This window comes from Enterococcus sp. DIV1059_2 (genome assembly GCF_051713685.1).
Taxonomy (GTDB): domain Bacteria; phylum Bacillota; class Bacilli; order Lactobacillales; family Enterococcaceae; genus Enterococcus_D; species Enterococcus_D casseliflavus.
In genome coordinates, this window is the sequence record NZ_JBIOQK010000001.1 from 2,557,073 (window position 1) to 2,573,816 (window position 16,744).

The 16,744-nt window shown below is 41.6% G+C and carries 24 protein-coding genes; 10 read left to right on the forward strand and 14 right to left on the reverse strand.

Annotation, left to right across the window (positions count from 1 at the left end):
* Both galE and IGI72_RS11800 read right to left on the reverse strand, forming a co-directional pair.
* Positions 1–999 carry a UDP-glucose 4-epimerase GalE gene (gene galE / locus IGI72_RS11795; protein ID WP_005229400.1) on the reverse strand — a complete coding sequence of 333 codons (999 nt, stop codon included), beginning with the start codon at positions 997–999 and terminating at the stop codon, positions 1–3.
* Between the two features lie 41 nt (positions 1,000–1,040).
* Positions 1,041–2,198 (reverse strand): galactokinase, encoded by a 1,158-nt coding sequence (locus tag IGI72_RS11800; protein ID WP_010749309.1) that lies wholly within the window; start codon positions 2,196–2,198, stop codon positions 1,041–1,043.
* 150 nt (positions 2,199–2,348) lie between these two features.
* Here IGI72_RS11800 and IGI72_RS11805 point away from each other — a divergent pair, with 150 nt between their 5' ends.
* Positions 2,349–2,516: a DUF3042 family protein gene (locus IGI72_RS11805; protein WP_017144401.1), complete on the forward strand. Its 168-nt coding sequence runs from the start codon at positions 2,349–2,351 to the stop codon at positions 2,514–2,516.
* A gap of 56 nt (positions 2,517–2,572) precedes the next feature.
* On the opposite strand, the gene IGI72_RS11810 is transcribed toward IGI72_RS11805, so the two are convergent.
* From IGI72_RS11810 to IGI72_RS11850, 9 genes are all read right to left on the reverse strand, one after another.
* A complete protein-coding gene (locus IGI72_RS11810; RefSeq protein WP_438754302.1) occupies positions 2,573–2,929 on the reverse strand; it encodes a DUF488 domain-containing protein in 357 nt (118 codons plus the stop codon).
* A gap of 148 nt (positions 2,930–3,077) precedes the next feature.
* Positions 3,078–3,479, reverse strand: a complete 402-nt coding sequence (locus IGI72_RS11815) for a rhodanese-like domain-containing protein (protein WP_438754304.1) — start codon at positions 3,477–3,479, stop codon at positions 3,078–3,080.
* 83 nt (positions 3,480–3,562) lie between these two features.
* Positions 3,563–4,534, reverse strand: a complete 972-nt coding sequence (locus IGI72_RS11820) for an ROK family glucokinase (RefSeq protein ID WP_438755099.1) — start codon at positions 4,532–4,534, stop codon at positions 3,563–3,565.
* A complete protein-coding gene (locus IGI72_RS11825; RefSeq protein ID WP_438754306.1) occupies positions 4,534–4,743 on the reverse strand; it encodes a YqgQ family protein in 210 nt (69 codons plus the stop codon). The genes IGI72_RS11820 and IGI72_RS11825 overlap by 1 nt, the downstream gene beginning before the upstream one ends.
* 30 nt (positions 4,744–4,773) lie before the next feature.
* Positions 4,774–5,442 carry a rhomboid family intramembrane serine protease gene (locus tag IGI72_RS11830; protein ID WP_005229393.1) on the reverse strand — a complete coding sequence of 223 codons (669 nt, stop codon included), beginning with the start codon at positions 5,440–5,442 and terminating at the stop codon, positions 4,774–4,776.
* 12 nt (positions 5,443–5,454) lie between these two features.
* Entirely contained in the window at positions 5,455–5,994 is a 540-nt protein-coding gene (locus tag IGI72_RS11835) for a 5-formyltetrahydrofolate cyclo-ligase (RefSeq protein WP_005229392.1), read from the reverse strand.
* A 90-nt stretch (positions 5,995–6,084) separates the two neighbouring features.
* Positions 6,085–7,062, reverse strand: coding sequence for a FecCD family ABC transporter permease (locus IGI72_RS11840; RefSeq protein WP_087627760.1), 978 nt, complete (start codon positions 7,060–7,062; stop codon positions 6,085–6,087).
* Positions 7,062–8,042, reverse strand: a complete 981-nt coding sequence (locus tag IGI72_RS11845; RefSeq protein ID WP_142968316.1) for a FecCD family ABC transporter permease — start codon at positions 8,040–8,042, stop codon at positions 7,062–7,064. Before IGI72_RS11845 ends, IGI72_RS11840 begins: the two co-directional genes overlap by 1 nt.
* On the reverse strand, positions 8,039–8,830 hold the full coding sequence (locus IGI72_RS11850; protein ID WP_015510060.1) for an ABC transporter ATP-binding protein: 792 nt from the start codon (positions 8,828–8,830) through the stop codon (positions 8,039–8,041). Before IGI72_RS11850 ends, IGI72_RS11845 begins: the two co-directional genes overlap by 4 nt.
* A gap of 202 nt (positions 8,831–9,032) precedes the next feature.
* On the opposite strand from IGI72_RS11850, the gene IGI72_RS11855 reads away from it, so the two are divergent.
* The 3 genes from IGI72_RS11855 (at position 9,033) to IGI72_RS11865 (ending at position 10,902) form a co-directional block, all read left to right on the forward strand.
* Positions 9,033–9,992 (forward strand): ABC transporter substrate-binding protein, encoded by a 960-nt coding sequence (locus tag IGI72_RS11855; protein WP_395997763.1) that lies wholly within the window; start codon positions 9,033–9,035, stop codon positions 9,990–9,992.
* Between the two features lie 137 nt (positions 9,993–10,129).
* Positions 10,130–10,279: a 50S ribosomal protein L33 gene (gene rpmG, locus IGI72_RS11860; RefSeq protein ID WP_005229384.1), complete on the forward strand. Its 150-nt coding sequence runs from the start codon at positions 10,130–10,132 to the stop codon at positions 10,277–10,279.
* A 431-nt stretch (positions 10,280–10,710) separates the two neighbouring features.
* Positions 10,711–10,902, forward strand: a complete 192-nt coding sequence (locus tag IGI72_RS11865; protein ID WP_413157832.1) for a hypothetical protein — start codon at positions 10,711–10,713, stop codon at positions 10,900–10,902.
* Positions 10,903–10,940: 38 nt separating this feature from the next.
* Here the strand turns inward: IGI72_RS11865 and IGI72_RS11870 are convergent, their stop codons facing one another.
* From IGI72_RS11870 to IGI72_RS11880, 3 genes are all read right to left on the reverse strand, one after another.
* The gene (locus IGI72_RS11870) at positions 10,941–11,732 is read right to left on the reverse strand and encodes a hypothetical protein (RefSeq protein ID WP_413157833.1); all 792 of its coding nucleotides are present in this window, start codon (positions 11,730–11,732) and stop codon (positions 10,941–10,943) included.
* Between the two features lie 2 nt (positions 11,733–11,734).
* Entirely contained in the window at positions 11,735–12,070 is a 336-nt protein-coding gene (locus tag IGI72_RS11875) for a DUF3139 domain-containing protein (RefSeq protein ID WP_438754310.1), read from the reverse strand.
* Between the two features lie 323 nt (positions 12,071–12,393).
* On the reverse strand, positions 12,394–12,789 hold the full coding sequence (locus IGI72_RS11880) for a hypothetical protein (RefSeq protein WP_016610715.1): 396 nt from the start codon (positions 12,787–12,789) through the stop codon (positions 12,394–12,396).
* A gap of 209 nt (positions 12,790–12,998) precedes the next feature.
* On the opposite strand from IGI72_RS11880, the gene IGI72_RS11885 reads away from it, so the two are divergent.
* The 6 genes from IGI72_RS11885 (at position 12,999) to IGI72_RS11910 (ending at position 16,719) form a co-directional block, all read left to right on the forward strand.
* Positions 12,999–13,316, forward strand: coding sequence for a MazG nucleotide pyrophosphohydrolase domain-containing protein (locus IGI72_RS11885; protein ID WP_213335545.1), 318 nt, complete (start codon positions 12,999–13,001; stop codon positions 13,314–13,316).
* A 151-nt stretch (positions 13,317–13,467) separates the two neighbouring features.
* Positions 13,468–13,719, forward strand: coding sequence for a hypothetical protein (locus IGI72_RS11890; RefSeq protein WP_005229381.1), 252 nt, complete (start codon positions 13,468–13,470; stop codon positions 13,717–13,719).
* A 70-nt stretch (positions 13,720–13,789) separates the two neighbouring features.
* Positions 13,790–14,200 (forward strand): FosX/FosE/FosI family fosfomycin resistance hydrolase, encoded by a 411-nt coding sequence (gene fosX, locus IGI72_RS11895; RefSeq protein ID WP_438754312.1) that lies wholly within the window; start codon positions 13,790–13,792, stop codon positions 14,198–14,200.
* Between the two features lie 64 nt (positions 14,201–14,264).
* A complete protein-coding gene (locus IGI72_RS11900) occupies positions 14,265–14,651 on the forward strand; it encodes a VOC family protein (RefSeq protein ID WP_086338038.1) in 387 nt (128 codons plus the stop codon).
* Positions 14,652–14,905: 254 nt separating this feature from the next.
* Positions 14,906–16,300, forward strand: a complete 1,395-nt coding sequence (locus IGI72_RS11905) for a Y-family DNA polymerase (RefSeq protein ID WP_015510066.1) — start codon at positions 14,906–14,908, stop codon at positions 16,298–16,300.
* Positions 16,301–16,443: 143 nt separating this feature from the next.
* On the forward strand, positions 16,444–16,719 hold the full coding sequence (locus IGI72_RS11910) for a hypothetical protein (protein ID WP_005229370.1): 276 nt from the start codon (positions 16,444–16,446) through the stop codon (positions 16,717–16,719).
* Positions 16,720–16,744: the final 25 nt, after the last annotated feature.

Sequence of the window (16,744 nt, forward strand, 5' to 3'; positions counted from 1 at the left end):
TTATTCCTCCTGCCCTTGATACCCATTTGGATGGCTGACATGCCAATTCCAAGCAGTCTCGATGATTGCTTCGACGTCGGTATAGACTGGTTTCCAGCCTAAAACCTTTCGTGCTTTTTCACTCGATGCCACTAAGGTACTTGGATCACCGGCACGGCGAGGCGCCACTCTGGCTGGGATCTCTTTTTTCGTTACATTGCGAGCAGCTTCCACCATTTCTTTCACAGAGTACCCATGATTGCTGCCTAGATTGAAGACATTGCTCTCATTGCCTTTTTGTAAATATTCTAATGCCAACAGGTGAGCAGCGATCAGATCTTCGACATGGACATAATCGCGAACACAAGTACCATCTGGAGTATCGTAATCCTCCCCAAAAATCGCTACCTCTTTACGTTGTCCTAAAGCAGCTTGCAAGATGATCGGTACTAAGTGTGTTTCTGGATCATGGTCTTCACCGATCGAAGCATCCGACTTCGCGCCAGCCACATTGAAATAACGCAATGCGACATACTTCATTCCATAAGCTTCATCGCACCAACGCATCATTTTTTCCATGATCAACTTGCTTTCGCCATATGGATTTTTAGGATTTGTTGGGGTTTCTTCCGTGATTGGACTATGGTCAGGTTCCCCATAAGTTGCTGCTGTAGAGGAAAAGACGATATGTTTCACTTGATGTTCCTTCATCACTTCTAAGAGGACCTGCATCCCATACACATTATTGTTGAAATACTTCAATGGTTTTTCCACAGATTCTCCCACCAAAGAGCTGGCAGCAAAGTGAATCACGCCATCGATCGTTTCTTTTTCAAATACCGATTGTAAAAATGCTTTGTCGCGAATATCTCCTTCATAAAAGGTTGCTGCTGGATGAATCGCTTGGCGATGTCCTGTCAGCAAATTGTCAACGACAACGACTTGTTTTCCTTGTTCGATCAATTGATCGACTGCATGAGAACCGATATAGCCGGCTCCTCCTAATACTAAAATCGCCATATTTTCAGCCTTCTTTCTTCATTCCTTCATCGTTTCTTATTCTACAGTTTTCGTGCACCATCATCAATACTTGCTTGATAAATGTCGGTTGCGTAGCCGATTTCTGCTAAATAGGCTGCTTTGACTGACGCTTCGAAATCAGCCCATTCACTTGCTTTGACCAATGCGATCCCGCAACCGCCAAAGCCCGCACCCGTCATCCGCGCACCTAGAACAGCAGGGTGCGCTTGAGCGGCTGCGACTAGTGTATCTAGTTCATGCCCTGTCACTTCATAATCATCTCGCAATGAAGCATGGGAGGCATTTAATAACTGGCCGAATTCTTCAAGATCACCAGCAGTCAAAGCAGCTTTTGCTTTCAATGTCCGTTGGTTTTCCGTCACCGCATGTTTCGCCCGTTTGATCAAGCGTGGATCATCGATCAATGCTGTATTTGCAAAAAAGGTTGCTTCGTCTAATGCGCCCAATGAATCAATGGCTAATGATTTTTGCAAACGAGCCAATGCTTCTTCACATTCTGCACGTCGTTCATTGTATTTAGAATCAGCCAATTCGCGTCGCTTATTGGTATTCATGATCGCTACGACATAATCGCCAAATGCCGCTGGTACGACTTCATAATTTAACGTGTTCGTATCTAAAAGCAATGCATGGTCTTTTTGACCCATTCCGATCGCAAATTGATCCATGATCCCTGAGTTAACGCCAATAAACTCATTTTCGACTTTTTTGCCGATTTTAACTAAGTCCAAGGTCGTCAGGGTTAAATCAAAGAGATCTTTTAGACAAACCCCCGTCAGCAATTCAATCGATGCCGAAGAAGAAAGACCTGCGCCATTCGGAATGTTGCCATAAAAAGCGATGTCAAAGCCTCGATCGATCACTTGCCCCGCTTCTTTTAGAAAACGAACGACTCCTTTCGGATAGTTTGTCCAATCATCTTCTTTTCGGTAATCCAGCTCATCTAACGAAAAGGAGATCACGCCTTTTTCTGGAAAGTTCTCTGAATAGAGTTGGATCAACTGGTCTTCACGTTTTCGCGCTACTGCATACGTCCCTAATGTGATCGCCGCCGGGAAAACATAACCGCCATTGTAATCCGTGTGTTCACCGATCAAGTTGATTCTCCCTGGTGCAAAATACATGCCTGTGCCTTCTGTTCCAAATTTATCAATAAATATCTGTTGCAATTGCTCCATTTCTCTCACTCCCACTTTCTTTTTAGTAAACTTATTGTAAAATATTTACTAAATTATTTCAAGCGTTTTCAATCCCAAAAGTGATTTTTTTTGATATTTTTTCCGTTTTCATTCATAATGAACCTATAACTAAAGGCGAGGTGTTTAATGATGAAACGATTTCTTTCAGGATTTTTAGTAGGAACAGTCGCAACGGTTGCTGCAGCTGCAAGTGTTGTTATGACGGTCAAGAAACAAGTGATTGATCCAATTGATGAACAACAAGCGGATCATGATGAAAAACGGAAACGTGCGATGCGTAAAAGCGTTGCCCGTTAATCATTAGCTACAAAAGAGCCGTCAGCCTTCAATAGGCTGGCGGCTCTTTTAGGTAATCATTCTTCCTTCTCCAATAAGTCCTGCAAAATCACGCCTTGATTTTGTTCTTCATTTTTCGCTCCGTATAGTAAGGTCACGGTCTCTTGTTCAGCAACCAACGCGTTTAACTGCGCCAGGGCAACTTTTGCGGGCGCTTTCTCTAATTCTTGTAGATAGCGGTCTTTAAACGCATCAAAACGTTCAGGATCATGCCCAAACCATTTGCGCAATTCAGTACTTGGTGCGACTGCTTTGAGCCATAGATCGATCTGAGCTGTTTCCTTTTTCATCCCTCTAGGCCAGATGCGATCCACCAATACCCGATAGCCATCTGTCGTTTCCGCCGCTTCATAAATTCTTTTTCGCTTGATCAACGCACACTCTCCTTATTAATAGACCTAAGTTCAAATAAAGGCAAAAGCCCACAATGTAAATTGAACAATGACTTACTTGAAACACTCCGTTTGGTGTTTCGTCACTCATTCAAATTTGCTTGTGTTCTTTTGCCTTGAGTTCTCTATTTTATAAACTATTTTTCTTTTTCGTCTTGCCGCTCCAGCCTTCATATCCTTCTTTTAGGATATAGACATTGGTAAAGCCTTCTTTACGTAATTTATTCGCTGCGCGAATACTCAACGATTTACGCGTGTCATATAAGTAGATCGGTTGATCTTTACGAAATGCGCTGAAGGAATTGGTTAAAACAGTAAAGGGAATATTACGCGCCCCTAAAATATGTCCACTGTCAAACTCATTTTTTTCCCGAACATCGATCACTTGGGCTTTCTTCATTCCTGCTTTGAATTCATCTTCTGTGATGATCGTTGCTGAACGGCGTCCCATGATTTGAAAATACGCCCAGTTCAAAGCGATTGCTAAGATGATTAATCCCAAAACCAAGTTTAGCCACATAATTGGTGTCATTTCTTCTATTCCTCTCTATTGTAACAATCATTCTTTTTTTGATTTATGCTGCTTGAATGTATCATTGCCTAGCAGCTTGACATCTAAGCTTTTGCTGCAAATTGCAAAGCTAATGATGCTGCCCCGATCACACCGGCGTCATTCCCAAGTTCAGCCAATTTGATTTCGGTACTTTCCGTTACCTGTGGGAAGGTAAATTGAGCAAAGTAGGCAGCAACCCGTTCACGTAAAAATTCACCGGCTGCTGATACGCCTCCACCTAAAACGATACTCGATGGATTTAATGTGTTTCCTAAGTTTCCGCATGCCAACCCAAGGTAGAAGCACACTTTATCAACGACCATCAAGCCAAATGGATCGTTTGCTTGAGCCGCTTCAAAAATATCTTTACTTGAAACATCTTCCCCATTGTCCAGCTGCTGTTTCAATGCCGAATCGCCAGCATATTCTTCTGCCAACTGTCGAGCAACTCGCACAACACCCGTCGCACTAGAAACCGTTTCTAAACAACCACGTTTGCCGCAAGTACATTCAAACCCTTCAGGATCAACAGTGATATGACCGATTTCTCCAGCACAACCAGCAACCCCATGAAGCAATTGCCCTTCCATGATGATACCGCCGCCAACACCTGTACCTAGTGTGATAAAGATGACATCAGGATTGTTATCCCCTGCCCCTTTCCAGCGCTCACCTAAAGCTGCTACATTGGCATCGTTATCGATGGCAAAGGGGATTTTTGTGCCTTTTTCAATCAGTTCTTTGACTGGCTGAAGTGTTTTCCAGTTCAGATTGTAGGCACCGATGACGGTTCCTTTGTCACGATCGACACTTCCTGGTGTCCCCATACCAATACCGATAAATGCTTCTGGCTGTAAGCCATATAATTCTAGGCGATGATTGATCGATGCCACGATTTCTGGCACAATATGTGAGCCTTCATCAAGAATATTGGTTTCAATACTCCATTTTTGCTGAATCTCGCCTTCGCTCGTTAAAATAGCGAATTTCACCGTTGTTCCGCCTAAATCAATTCCGATGATTTTTTTGTCCATCACTTGTTTTCCTCCCGGCTTTCTTCAATTCGATGCTCCCGCGTAAGAATTCGCCGGGCAGTCAGATATACATCCCGCTCTATCAAGCGACTGTCATAAAAGTTTTTCAGCTCGATTTGCATCAGTTCTATATCGTAGATCCGCTTGCCGACATATACGTAAACACCAAATTGTTTCAGTAATTGTTGTACGTCATATAACGTTTCCATTTAACCACTTCCTGCTTATTATACAAGTAATTAATATTTTTTAAAACCATATATCACAAAAATAGCCAATAAGAAAACAAAGAGTACGCCAGAGAGGATTCTGGTGTGGATCGAATATTTTCCATAGTTCTTTGGCAATGCCAAAAGATTCCCTAACAATAACCCACCGAGGATCCCCCCAATGTGTCCCCACATATCGATCGTTTGATCAAACACCCCAAAAACCAGGTTCAATCCAACGAATAGGGCAAATTGCCGTACCATTGCTTGGATGCGGTAATCATTTCTAAAATGCCAACCTAAAATCAAAAATGCCCCGAAAAGTCCGAATAAAGAAGTACTAGCGCCTGCTGATTGAACCCCTATTTGGTTGAAGGCAAAACTCATGGTATTGCCCATGATGCCGCTTAGCAAATACAAGGCAAAAAAACGGCTATGACCATAGATGGCTTCTACTTGCTGCCCCATATAATACAGAATCACAGAATTGATCGCAAAATGAGCCAAACCGAAATGTAGAAAGATCGGGGTAACGAAACGCCAATATTCATTTAAATAAACGACAAACGGACCAAACATCACCCCGCCTGATTGAATAGAGGGACTAAAATAACCTAAGATAAACACAATTGTTTGGATAGCTAAAAACAGATACGTGAAGACCGGCTGATTCAGCCATCTTTTCATTTGAGAATTCATTGACGTGCTCCTTTACGTGCGAATAAGAGAATCCGTATAGATTTTATCGATTGGGATGTCGAATACATCTGGTGTCCATTGATCGTTGAATTGCTCTCCGAAGACCAAAGAAACGGTCTTGCCATCGAAAGCTGACAAGAAACGATCATAATAGCCGCCGCCAAAGCCGATGCGATAGCCGTTTTTAGAAAACGCCAAACCGGGAACAATCAGCAAATCCAAGTGATGGGCTTCTTGCTCACTGATCGGCTCTTCAACCCCAAATGCCGACGCTTCATAACGCGTTGTCGGCTCCACATGATAAAACTGCAATTTTTTCTGTTGTGCTTTCGGCACTGCGATTCGTTTGTTTTGTTCAAATCCTTTAGCAAAAATAGCCGCTGTGTCAAATTCAAATGGCAACGAACGGATCACACCTACTGACTCAGCTGTTTGCCAAATCTGAGAAGAAAACAGCAACTGCAAAATCACCGTTTCTTTCTGCTGCTTTTGTTTGATTGGCATTTGTTTTAATGTTTGGATCATGTGCTCTCTAATGACTGGTTTTTCCATTGGATCACTCCTCTCAGAAATAGTACCAAAAACTGTGTCCAAATAGCAAACTAGAATCGCAGATTTCTTGACAAGATCATGACTAGTTGCTCATCCTTCTTTACGTCGGATCAGCAAAAAGACAAAGTATGGTGCCCCTACGATAGAAATGATGATACCAGCTGGGATCTCGCCGCTTGTCAATAGCAAACGACCGATCGTATCACTGACTAAGACTAGCAGACTGCCGATCATTCCCGCTAAGAAAAAGGCACTGCGAGATTCTCTGCCGATGAGTCCCTTAGCGATATGAGGCGCCAATAAGCCCACAAAGGCTAAATTACCAGTATAGCCAACCGTACTGGCAGCCAAACCAACCGCGATCACTAAAAACCACGTCCGCAAACGGGTCAAAGAAACCCCTAAGCTAATTGCCTGCTCCTCGCCAAAGCCAAGTAAGTTAAGCCTTGGTACGGTCCAGAAAGCTGCGGCAGACAATACGATGACCCAAGGAAGCAGACTGGTGATTTGCTGCCAAGAAGTTCCCCAAATCGAACCAGAAAGCCACGCTGTTACAAAGCGATAGCGGTCTTTTGATAATTCCACCGTAAAGAGTAAGGTAGCCGCCGCCAGCCCTGCATTGACGGCGATTCCCGCCAGCAGTACTCGCTCCATCGACAACAATTGGCGGTGTTTATAGGCAATCAAATAGACCAGTACAGCAGCTAATAAACCACCGATGATCCCAACGACAGGCAAAAGCTGCGATCCTTGGGTATAAAAACCCAAGTAGATCATCACAAAGAGCCCTGCCCCATTGTTGATTCCTACGATACTTGCATCAGCCAACTCATTTCTCGTCACTCCTTGCAAGACAAACCCAGAAAAACCAAAGGCACCACCAGCGATCAGCGCTAGACAAGCCCGTGGTAGTCGAAACTCAGTAAAAGTCAGTACTTGACTCGAAGATGCCGTTCCTTGAAAGATTGCCCCTAATGCCTGAAAGGATAAAATTGTTTTTCCCACCATGACACTTCCTAAAAAAGCGACCATCAGCAGTAGGAAAAAAACAGAGAGTGTTTTTTTCATCAGCCTTCCCTCCGTATCTTGATCAATAGAAAAGGCACACCAATCAATGCCATCAGTATCCCAAAGGGTGTCTCAAAGGGCGGATTGATCAGGCGGCCAGCCAGATCAGCGGCCATCACCAGTGTTCCTCCTCCAAGAATCGTCAAAGGCAAAATCAGTTGATAGTTTTTGCCCACCATTCCCCGCACGACATGAGGAACCATTAAGCCGACAAAACTGACCGGTCCAACAAGCGAAACCGCCATTCCCGCCAAAACTACGACTAACAGTAAGGCAGATGCCCGAATCAGATGCGGGTGCTTGCCTAATGAAATCACGGTGTCATCTCCTAGCGCTAACAGATTCAACGCTTTTCCTAGACGTAGCACAAAAACGATGGCAATCAGATAGATGGGGCCCACAAAACGCAGTTGCTGCCAAGTCACATTTGCGGCACCACCGATAAACCAAAAGGCTAGCTCTTGATTTAAATCAAATTGCAGTGACAGGGTCTGACTGATGGCTGAGAAAAAAGAACTTAGTGCCACACCAGCCAAAATCAAACCTGTAGGTGACATACCCAATTTGGCATAGCGAGTCAATAAAAAAAGCAGCGCAGTTGCCGCAAAGGCACCAAAAAACGAAAATAGCGCCGCTTGACTCGGTTGAATACTAGGAAATAGGATAAATGCGATCGCTAATCCCATCGCAGCCCCACTGTTGACACCTAAAAGACCGCCATCTGCCAGAGCGTTTTTCGTAATTCCCTGCATGATAGCTCCCGTAACAGCAAAACAACTTCCTACTAGAAAAGCAGCCAACACACGGGGCAATCGAATATTGCGCAAGACTTGATGCAGCTGATTCTCATAATCAAAAGCAAAGATAGCATCCCAGATCGTTTCAAAGGAAAGGTCTGCAGCGCCTTGGGTGATCGCCAAAAAGAAACAGATAATAAAGCAGCAGCTAAAAAGCAGCAGCAACCAAGAAAACTTTTTCATGCTTGGGCTCCTAACTCATAGGTCAAGACCAATGGCTTTGTGCTATTAGGAAAGGTTCCTAACATGGCGTCGATCTCAAACAAACGCTGTAGCCACTCTTTGGTCAGCACTGTTTCTGGTGTACCAGAGACCAACAGTTCTCCACCTTTTAATGCATAAATATAATCAGAAAAACGTGAGGCATGATTCAGGTCATGAATCGACATAATGATCGTTTTCCCGTAGGTTTTATTGATTTGCTGTAATAAGAGCAAAATTTCTAATTGATGCGCTGGATCTAAAAAGGTCGTTGGTTCATCTAAAATCACGATATCCGTATCTTGCGCAAGTGCCATGGCGATCCAAACGCGCTGTTTTTGTCCCCCTGACAGCGTGCTGATCGTTTCATCTGCTAGTGCTGTCAAACCCGTTGCCTGCAAAGACCAGTCGATCGCCGCAAGATCTTGTTCCGATAAACTATTTAGTCCTTTTTGATAGGGAAAACGACCATAAGAAACAATTTCGCGAATCGTCAAGCCAATCGATGAATCGCTAACTTGTGAGAGCAGCGCAATCTTTTTTGCTACTTCTTTGGTTTTGATGTTTTGCAGGTTTTGTGCATCTAAGAGGACCTCACCAGACAATGGCTGTAAAATTCGGGCAAGTGCCTTTAAAAACGTCGATTTCCCACTGCCGTTCGGACCAATCAAGCCGATGATTTTCCCTTCTGGCATCTCAATTGTTAGATTTTGCACAATTTTTTGTTTTTGATAGCCGACACTCAAGTCAACTGTTCGTAATTTCGCCATATTCGTCCCCAAAACAAATGATTGATAATGCTTATCAATTATGAATGTAATCCTACTATTCGTCAATAGTTCTAAAAAAAGGAAATAAAAAAATAAGATTGACAAAGGCGCGTTTCTTCGTGATAATAGCTATCAGCAAATGAGAACTATTCTCAATTAAAACAATAAGTGCTCAACATGTAACAAAGGAGGAAGTGTTTCTATGAAACAATGGTCAAAAAGAAGTACTTGGCTTACCCTGCTAGCTGCCTGCTCCCTTACCCTACTGGGTGCTTGCAGCACGAATAATGACTCAACGGATAGCAGTGGATCAGCCACTACTTCTTCAGAAATAGCAACAACCTTTACCGATGCGATGGGAAATGAAGTCACTGTTCCCGAAAACCCACAGCGGGTGATTGGTAGTTATTTGGAAGATTATTTGGTCGCTTTAGAGGTAACACCGGTTGCTCAATGGACCGTCGGCAATGACAGTGATCAAGCATACTTGCAAGACAAACTGGCGGAGGTTCCAAGGATCAACTACGATCTGCCCTTTGAAGATGTCTTGAGCTTTGAGCCAGACCTGCTACTGATGGATAGCAATTCCATGGTGGAAGGTGACAAATATGATCAATACAGTAAAATCGCGCCGACCTATGTGGTCACAAATGGCGAAGACGTGACCTGGCGGGAACGTCTGACAGATATTGCAAAGGTGTTACACAAAGAAGAGCAAGCTGCCCAAGTAGAAGCTGATTATGATGACTTAGTCGCTGCTACCAAGGAAACGTACGCTGATCAAATCCAAGGCAAGTCGATCGCTGTTTTATGGGTGGTCAATAACTCTGTCTTCATGGTTTCAGAAACAAAATCAAGCGGTCAGCTGCTGTATCACGAACTCGGGTTTGAAGTTCCCGCACTGGTTTCGGAAATCAGTGAAAGTGCCACTGCTGATTGGTCTGCCGTTTCTCTGGAAAAATTAGCAGAATTGGATGCCGATTACCTGATTTTAGTGAATAGTGATAAAGGCGCTGATTTTTTCAGTGAACAAGTCTGGCAAAATCTTGATGCAGTCAAAAACAATCATTTATGGGAATTCGGCCCTGAATCAAGCTGGCTCTACAACGGTCCGATCGCCTACACCAAAATGATCGAAGATATCCAGAGCAAATTGGACTAATGCGTTTCAAGAAATTCGTCAAGTAAAACTACTTAACAAATTTCAGGAAAAAGCTAGCATTCCCTCACGAAACATGCTATTATATTTTAGTCTGAGAGATTTCTTAGAGGATTCTTGTATCGTTAGGGGGGAAAATCATGCGCGTAAACATCACATTAGAGTGCACTTCTTGTAAAGAACGCAACTACTTATCAAACAAAAACAAACGTAACAATCCTGATCGTTTGGAAAAGAAAAAATATTGCCCACGCGAAAGAAAAGTTACTTTACACCGCGAAACAAAATAATGCTATTTAAGAAGTTCGCAAACGCTGATAACCAAGGCGTTTGCGAACTTCTTTTTTGAATCAATACTTTCACCGTAGATTTAAGATTACCATTCGAACATAAACACCCCTCGCCTACTTTTTCATGGGCGAGGGGTTAATTTTGCAGTAATTGACTTAGATTACTGCCGAAGAGCAACAGTTTCCACTGCTCCGATCCAGCTCGTCAGACGTAAACAGCAACCATGACTTTTGAAACTAGTGCTACTTTTTTTGCAGTTCATCATCAATCGTCACTACTCTTTATCTTGATGCAAATGAAAGGAATGAATCTAATGTCGAAGAATATGAAAAGAAGGAAAATTCTAAATTCCGCCTTGGTGATACTTGTGGTTTTAATCGCCATCTCTATCGTAATGAAACTTATTCAACTTTTTTAGGAAGGAGAGCGAGTGTTGATTGAAAAGAAAACATCTGATGCTCAACTTAAAGCATCGAGAAGATGGCAAGAAAAGAATAAAGAACAAATGAAGCACGTCCGCAATCGCCCTGTAGCTAAGGGATACATCAAAAACGCATCTCTTGAAGAATTGCAGGAATTAGAGAAGTTGATCGCAGAACGCAAAATGCCCTATCGAGTTTAGGACAGGGCTTTTGAATTGTCATATTGCGATCGACTATATTATTGCCATGTAGCGACATGCGTTGGTCGTTTGTCGAAATAATTAGGTAAATCGTATGGTGATGCGATCAAAGGTTGATACATTCCGCCCACTTGAGCAGCCGCGGATGAGTACCAATATGCCTGCCAGACAATCTTTGAACAATATGTAGGATCCTTTTCAAAGATCTTCATATTGATTCCGTAACTATAGTTTTTGAATTCATAGTTATTCTTAGCCCATCGAGCCGCATCTGTTGGTCGGTATTGTGAGGTCGGACGATACAACTTAGTCCATCTATTTGTTCCGCTGTAACGTCTCATCCATTCAAAAATCCCAATTACTTCCGGTTTATATCCCGGACCTTGGATAGATAAAATCCCGCCATTACCTAATGTACCTAAAAAAATTCCTGCATGGCCAGTCAATCCTCCTAGAGAGGTTCCGTTCGTAATTAAAATATCACCCGCCTGTGGGTTTCCAGCGACACTTCGGAATTCTGGTGCAACCGTATCTGTCGGTGGAGGCGTGGTAGCTAATTGGACATATATCTCAAACGTTACTTCTTCGTCGAAAATTCCTAATTCTCGGTACTGTTCATATTGATCTCGTAACGTCTCTAAATCAAAACTTTTTGATGATCGCTGTTGGTTCTGTCTTAACTCGTTTTCCTCAAACTTATCTAGGTCTTCTCCGGTCAAGGCATATTTACTCAAAAAGTCTTTCATCTCATCTGCGATTACTTTTTCACCATTAAATACTACGACAGTAAGAATTCCGATAAAGCCCAAAATCCAAATGATTTTTTTCATAATCATTCCTCTTCTAAAAATATTTGGTCAGTACTATGGTAATAGCCCCTTTCTACATACCCACGAATCCAATCCTCTTTTGTAACCGAATAATCATAGCTATACGTCACAGGACTATTTCTTATGGTAAATCTAATATCTACACCTCCCCGCACACTTTTTATATCTTTAATTACCTGAATAATATGGATTTCGTCTGGCTTTAAGCCATGTTCATTTTCAAGTAATCGATATAATTCTTTTTCAGCAACATATTTTTTATACGGAATCTGGTATGCATAAGTCACACAAGATCCCATAACCAAAATGGCCAATAAAAATAACAGTATTTTTTTCATAAATATCACCTCTATTCATAATGTGCCAATTTAATTTATTTATACAATAACTATCGCATATCTCCCTCAAAAACAATAGCAACATATTGTTTACATCCTAGTAGCACCTATAGTGTAAACTGTAAGTTGCCCCTTCATCATGTAAAAAAAACGCAAAAAAGCCCTATCCAATTAAGGGTAGGGCTTTTTAGATATGATTTTATCAATATTGACAGTAGTTGTGTCATTTCTACATCATCTACATAGATTCGACACTTTATCAATAAAAAATAATCAAATTTTCTTACGCATTTTCAAAGTACTTCTAGCAAAGAAAAATAAACCTAATAAACTGCCTGATGCAAATAATTAAAAAAATTCAATTGCCATTTTATATCAAAAAACACTAGAAGCAATTCTATAAAGATTGAAATAAGAAAGAAAAATAAACCAAAGTACATAGGACTAAAACAAGAGTCTATGTAATCAGCTGCGTCTAATTCTTGAATATCTTCTCTGGCAGAAAACTCAACCATATTACCAAGCATACTATACAAGAACCCTGTAAAAATTGTATTAACTGTCAATAAGTTATAAATAGTATCTTTACCTAACAAAACTTCTTCCACTGGATAATTTCTCTCATAAGTAAAGTAAACCACGTTGCAATAGCGATAAAAGCACAACTCAAAAATCAAAGACATCTTATTTTTATAGCCCCCGCTTTGAATTGCATTCATTTTATTCACTCCTATACGAGGTTAAAACCTACATACTCTAAAATTTCAGATCTATTTTACTGGTATTTGATCCAAATCTGTTCTTCAATGTTTTTTTCGAATTCTTTCACTACAATTAGCTGTTGCTATAAACTTTGTCTAGTAATATACTACTTCTAAGATTTTAATAAGTGATAATAAAAAATTTCAGTTCAATGAGGAGGAGCTTAATGGAAAGTTTATCAATCAAAGATATTCAAGATTACCTGTCAAATAAATACAATGATAAAGGAACACCTGAAAGTTTATTCATGAAACTCGTCGAAGAAATTGGAGAAGTAGCTGAGGCTCTCAATCAAGCAAATGGAAGAAAAAACGGAGTGGATACATCTCTTGAGAAAGAGCTTGCTGATGTTTTACATTACACAATTGCTATTGCTAGTGTTGCTAACATCGATTTAACCTCCGTAATATTAGAAAAAGATAAAGAAGCTTCGAAAAAATATGGTAACCAGATTAATTTGAAGGAATTTTTGTCGGCCAAATAAAGCGACCACCCCCTATACGGAGTGACTCCCAGAGGAGAAGCGAGATGGAAAATTTCAGTATGGATACAATTGATACAACCAGCTGCCCTTTCAATATACTTTGAGTGCCAGTCAGCTCTTTCATGCTATACTGCCTATAGGAGGTGAACCCATGCTTGGCAATTTTGCGTATCTACCTAGTAACTATCGTCTGTTTTATGGCGCTTTTCTTTTTGCACTTATTGGAAATATGCTTTTCATTTTCATCAAACACCCTGCTTGGACCTTTAGTCTACCGACGGTGATTGTCCTCTTCTTAATAAATGTCTTCTTTTGGACAAAATACACGAAGAAACTTATTCCTTGCGCAACAGATGCACTGTTTTATGTTCTGCTCTTCCTCTTGGTATTTCACAATCACTAACATAATGCTTCTTTTGATACTGATTGTTTCTCTTTCCCCTATTTCGTCATAACAAAGGAGTGTTGATGCGATGGAGATTTCCCATATCACGTTGATCGTACAGAATTTAGCAAAGACGACAACGATGCTGGAAACATTGTTTGATGCAGAGGAAGTTTATGATAGTCAGGACCAGGCCCATTCTTACTTCCCAGAAAAATTCTTTTTGATCGATGGCTTATGGCTTGCTGTTATGGAGGATGCCTCCCAGAAGCTGCCAAAAACGTATAACCATATTGCCTTTAAAATCGATCAAGCTCAAATCGATTCCTTGATTACGCGCATCCAAGGACTAGGATTGAAGATCGAAAAAGATCGTTCCCGCATCAAAGGCGAAGGTGCTTCTATTTATTTTTATGACGATGACAACCATTTATTTGAATTGCATACTGGTACGTTGGCTGAACGGTTGCACCATTACCGTCTGACAAAAACGAGGTGATCTTCATTGCTAGCAACTGCATTGACTGTTATGTAAAGAACGCCCACATGAAAGGAAGAAAACAATGAAACTAGATATGGTCGGTATTATCACAAAAAACATGGAACAGGCACTGGCTTTTTATCAAGTACTTGGCTTCACGCCATTAGGTCAGCACTCAGAAGATTATATGGAATTAGCAAACGACGGGGTTCGCATCTCCTTGAATAGCCGCCAGATGGTTGCTGGGATCTACGGACATGCACCAATGACTGTGGGTGATACGATTGAATTAGCCTTTTTATGTGATTCTCCTGAAGAAGTTGATGCCCTTCATGCAAAAGTCGTTGCTGCCGGGTATCAATCTTTCAAAGAACCTTGGTCTGCCTTTTGGGGGCAACGCTATGCCATTGTCAAAGATATAGACGGCAATCTCTTAAGTTTGTTTGCAACCCTACCTGCCGAAAATTGATTTAAGCTACGACAGTCGGTCCAATGGAGCGGCTGTTTTTTTATCCGTTTTTCGGGTAAAAAGACAAAACCCCGTATTTATGTCCAATCGAATTCTGATAATATGAAATGAATGTATTCCTTATAAACCAATGTTTCCCATCATTATAAAACAAAAATAATCTCTCTATAAAAAAACAAATCCCCCTCATCCACTCCTGTTCGCTTGACAAAAAAGAACAAACGTTCGTATAATCTCGGTAAGGAGTGATAAAAATGGGTGGTTTTAATTATGCGCTCGAGCCAAAACGCGATATCTTATTTATCGATGTCAAAAGTTTTTATGCTTCTGTCGAATGCATCTCTCGCGGGTTAGATCCTATCCAAGCGATGCTGGTCGTCATGTCACATTCTGACAATACTGGTAACGGCTTAGTCTTAGCAGCTTCCCCAAAGGCAAAATCGGTATTGGGGATTTCAAATGTGACTCGCAATGACAACCTGCCGACACATCCCGATTTGTACAAAGCATCGCCGCGTATGAGTTTTTATATCAAAGAAAATACCAAAGTCAATAATGTCTTTCGCAAATATGTTGGACAAGACGACTTGCTGCTCTATTCGATCGACGAAACGATGATGGATCTGACCCGTACACTGGATCTTTTCATTCCCGATAAAACGATCTCTCGCGAAGAAAAACGTTGGTTGATTGCCCAGCAAATTCAAAAAGACATTTACGAAACAACGAAATTGTATGTCACCATCGGCATTGGCGACAATCCATTGTTAGCAAAACTGGCTTTAGATAACGAATCCAAACACAATCGTTCCTTGATCGCTGAATGGACCTATGACGATGTACCGACAAAAGTTTGGCAGATCGCCCCTATGACAGAGTTCTGGGGGATCGGACGGCGTACAGAAAAGCGACTTCACTTGATGGGGATTGAAACGATCGAGCAACTGGCTCACGCCAGTCCTGATCTTTTACGCAGTCGCATGGGGATCATTGGCGAGCAGCTCTATCATCACGCCCATGGCATTGATCGTACGATTTTATCTGAACCGACACCACAAGTGATGGAAAAAAGCTACGGCAATAGTCAAGTCTTACATCGCAATTATTATTTACAAGAAGAAATCGAGATCGTCATCAAGGAAATGGCGGAGCAAGTTGCCGCTCGGATTCGCCGTCATCATTGTCAGACCGCTTGTATCAATGTTTACATCGGCGTAGCCTTTGGTGAAACTGCCTCTGGTTTTTCCCGACAAATGAAGATCCCGCCAACTGACAATACCCGCAAACTTGTGGCTCATTGCCTGTTTCTCTTTCGAAAATTTTATACGGGGCAAGTCGTTCGCCACATTGGTATTACCTATTCAAAATTGGTTTATACAGAAAATGTCCAGCTGGATCTTTTTGAGCAAGCAGAAGCGCAGTTGCGCCAGCGTAAATTAGATTTGATCATCGATAAGATTCGTGAGAAATATGGCTTCACTTCGATCGTTCATGCCACAAGCCGAATGGAAGGCGCTCGCGCCATTGCTCGCAGCAAATTAGTCGGCGGACATGCCGGTGGTCTAGATGGGATCGCTAATATAGGACCCGTCCATCAGCAAAAGGAAAAAGAACCGTTTGCTGATGGTTCGAAAAATACTGGCACTTGATTCGTTTTTCTTTCCTTTTTGCTGACAAATCTTAAGATAACATTAACAAACGGTCCATTTTTTAAAGATTTATGTAATTTCGATTCGCCCACCTCCCCCTTTGTTCTTTTCTAAGGTACTTTAATAGCAAGGAGTGTGAGCAGATGAAAATTGACAAAATCGAATACAAACGAGTCATCAACGGTGCGGGACACCTTGAGTACGATTTGCTGCAATATTTAGAAAAGAATCGGGCGACTGCTGCACAAAACCTGAAACAGTCTGAGATCGATTACCTTTTAGAAAAAGATATTCAGCATCGTATCATCCAACATGCGCGTAAGAGTTTCTTTGGCGATACGATCGTTTTAAAAGATGAATATGCCGAAGATTATCTTTTATTAAAAAAGTATACGGATATGTTCCAAGAATCATTCTAAAAAAAAACGCAGAACCAGCTGGTTC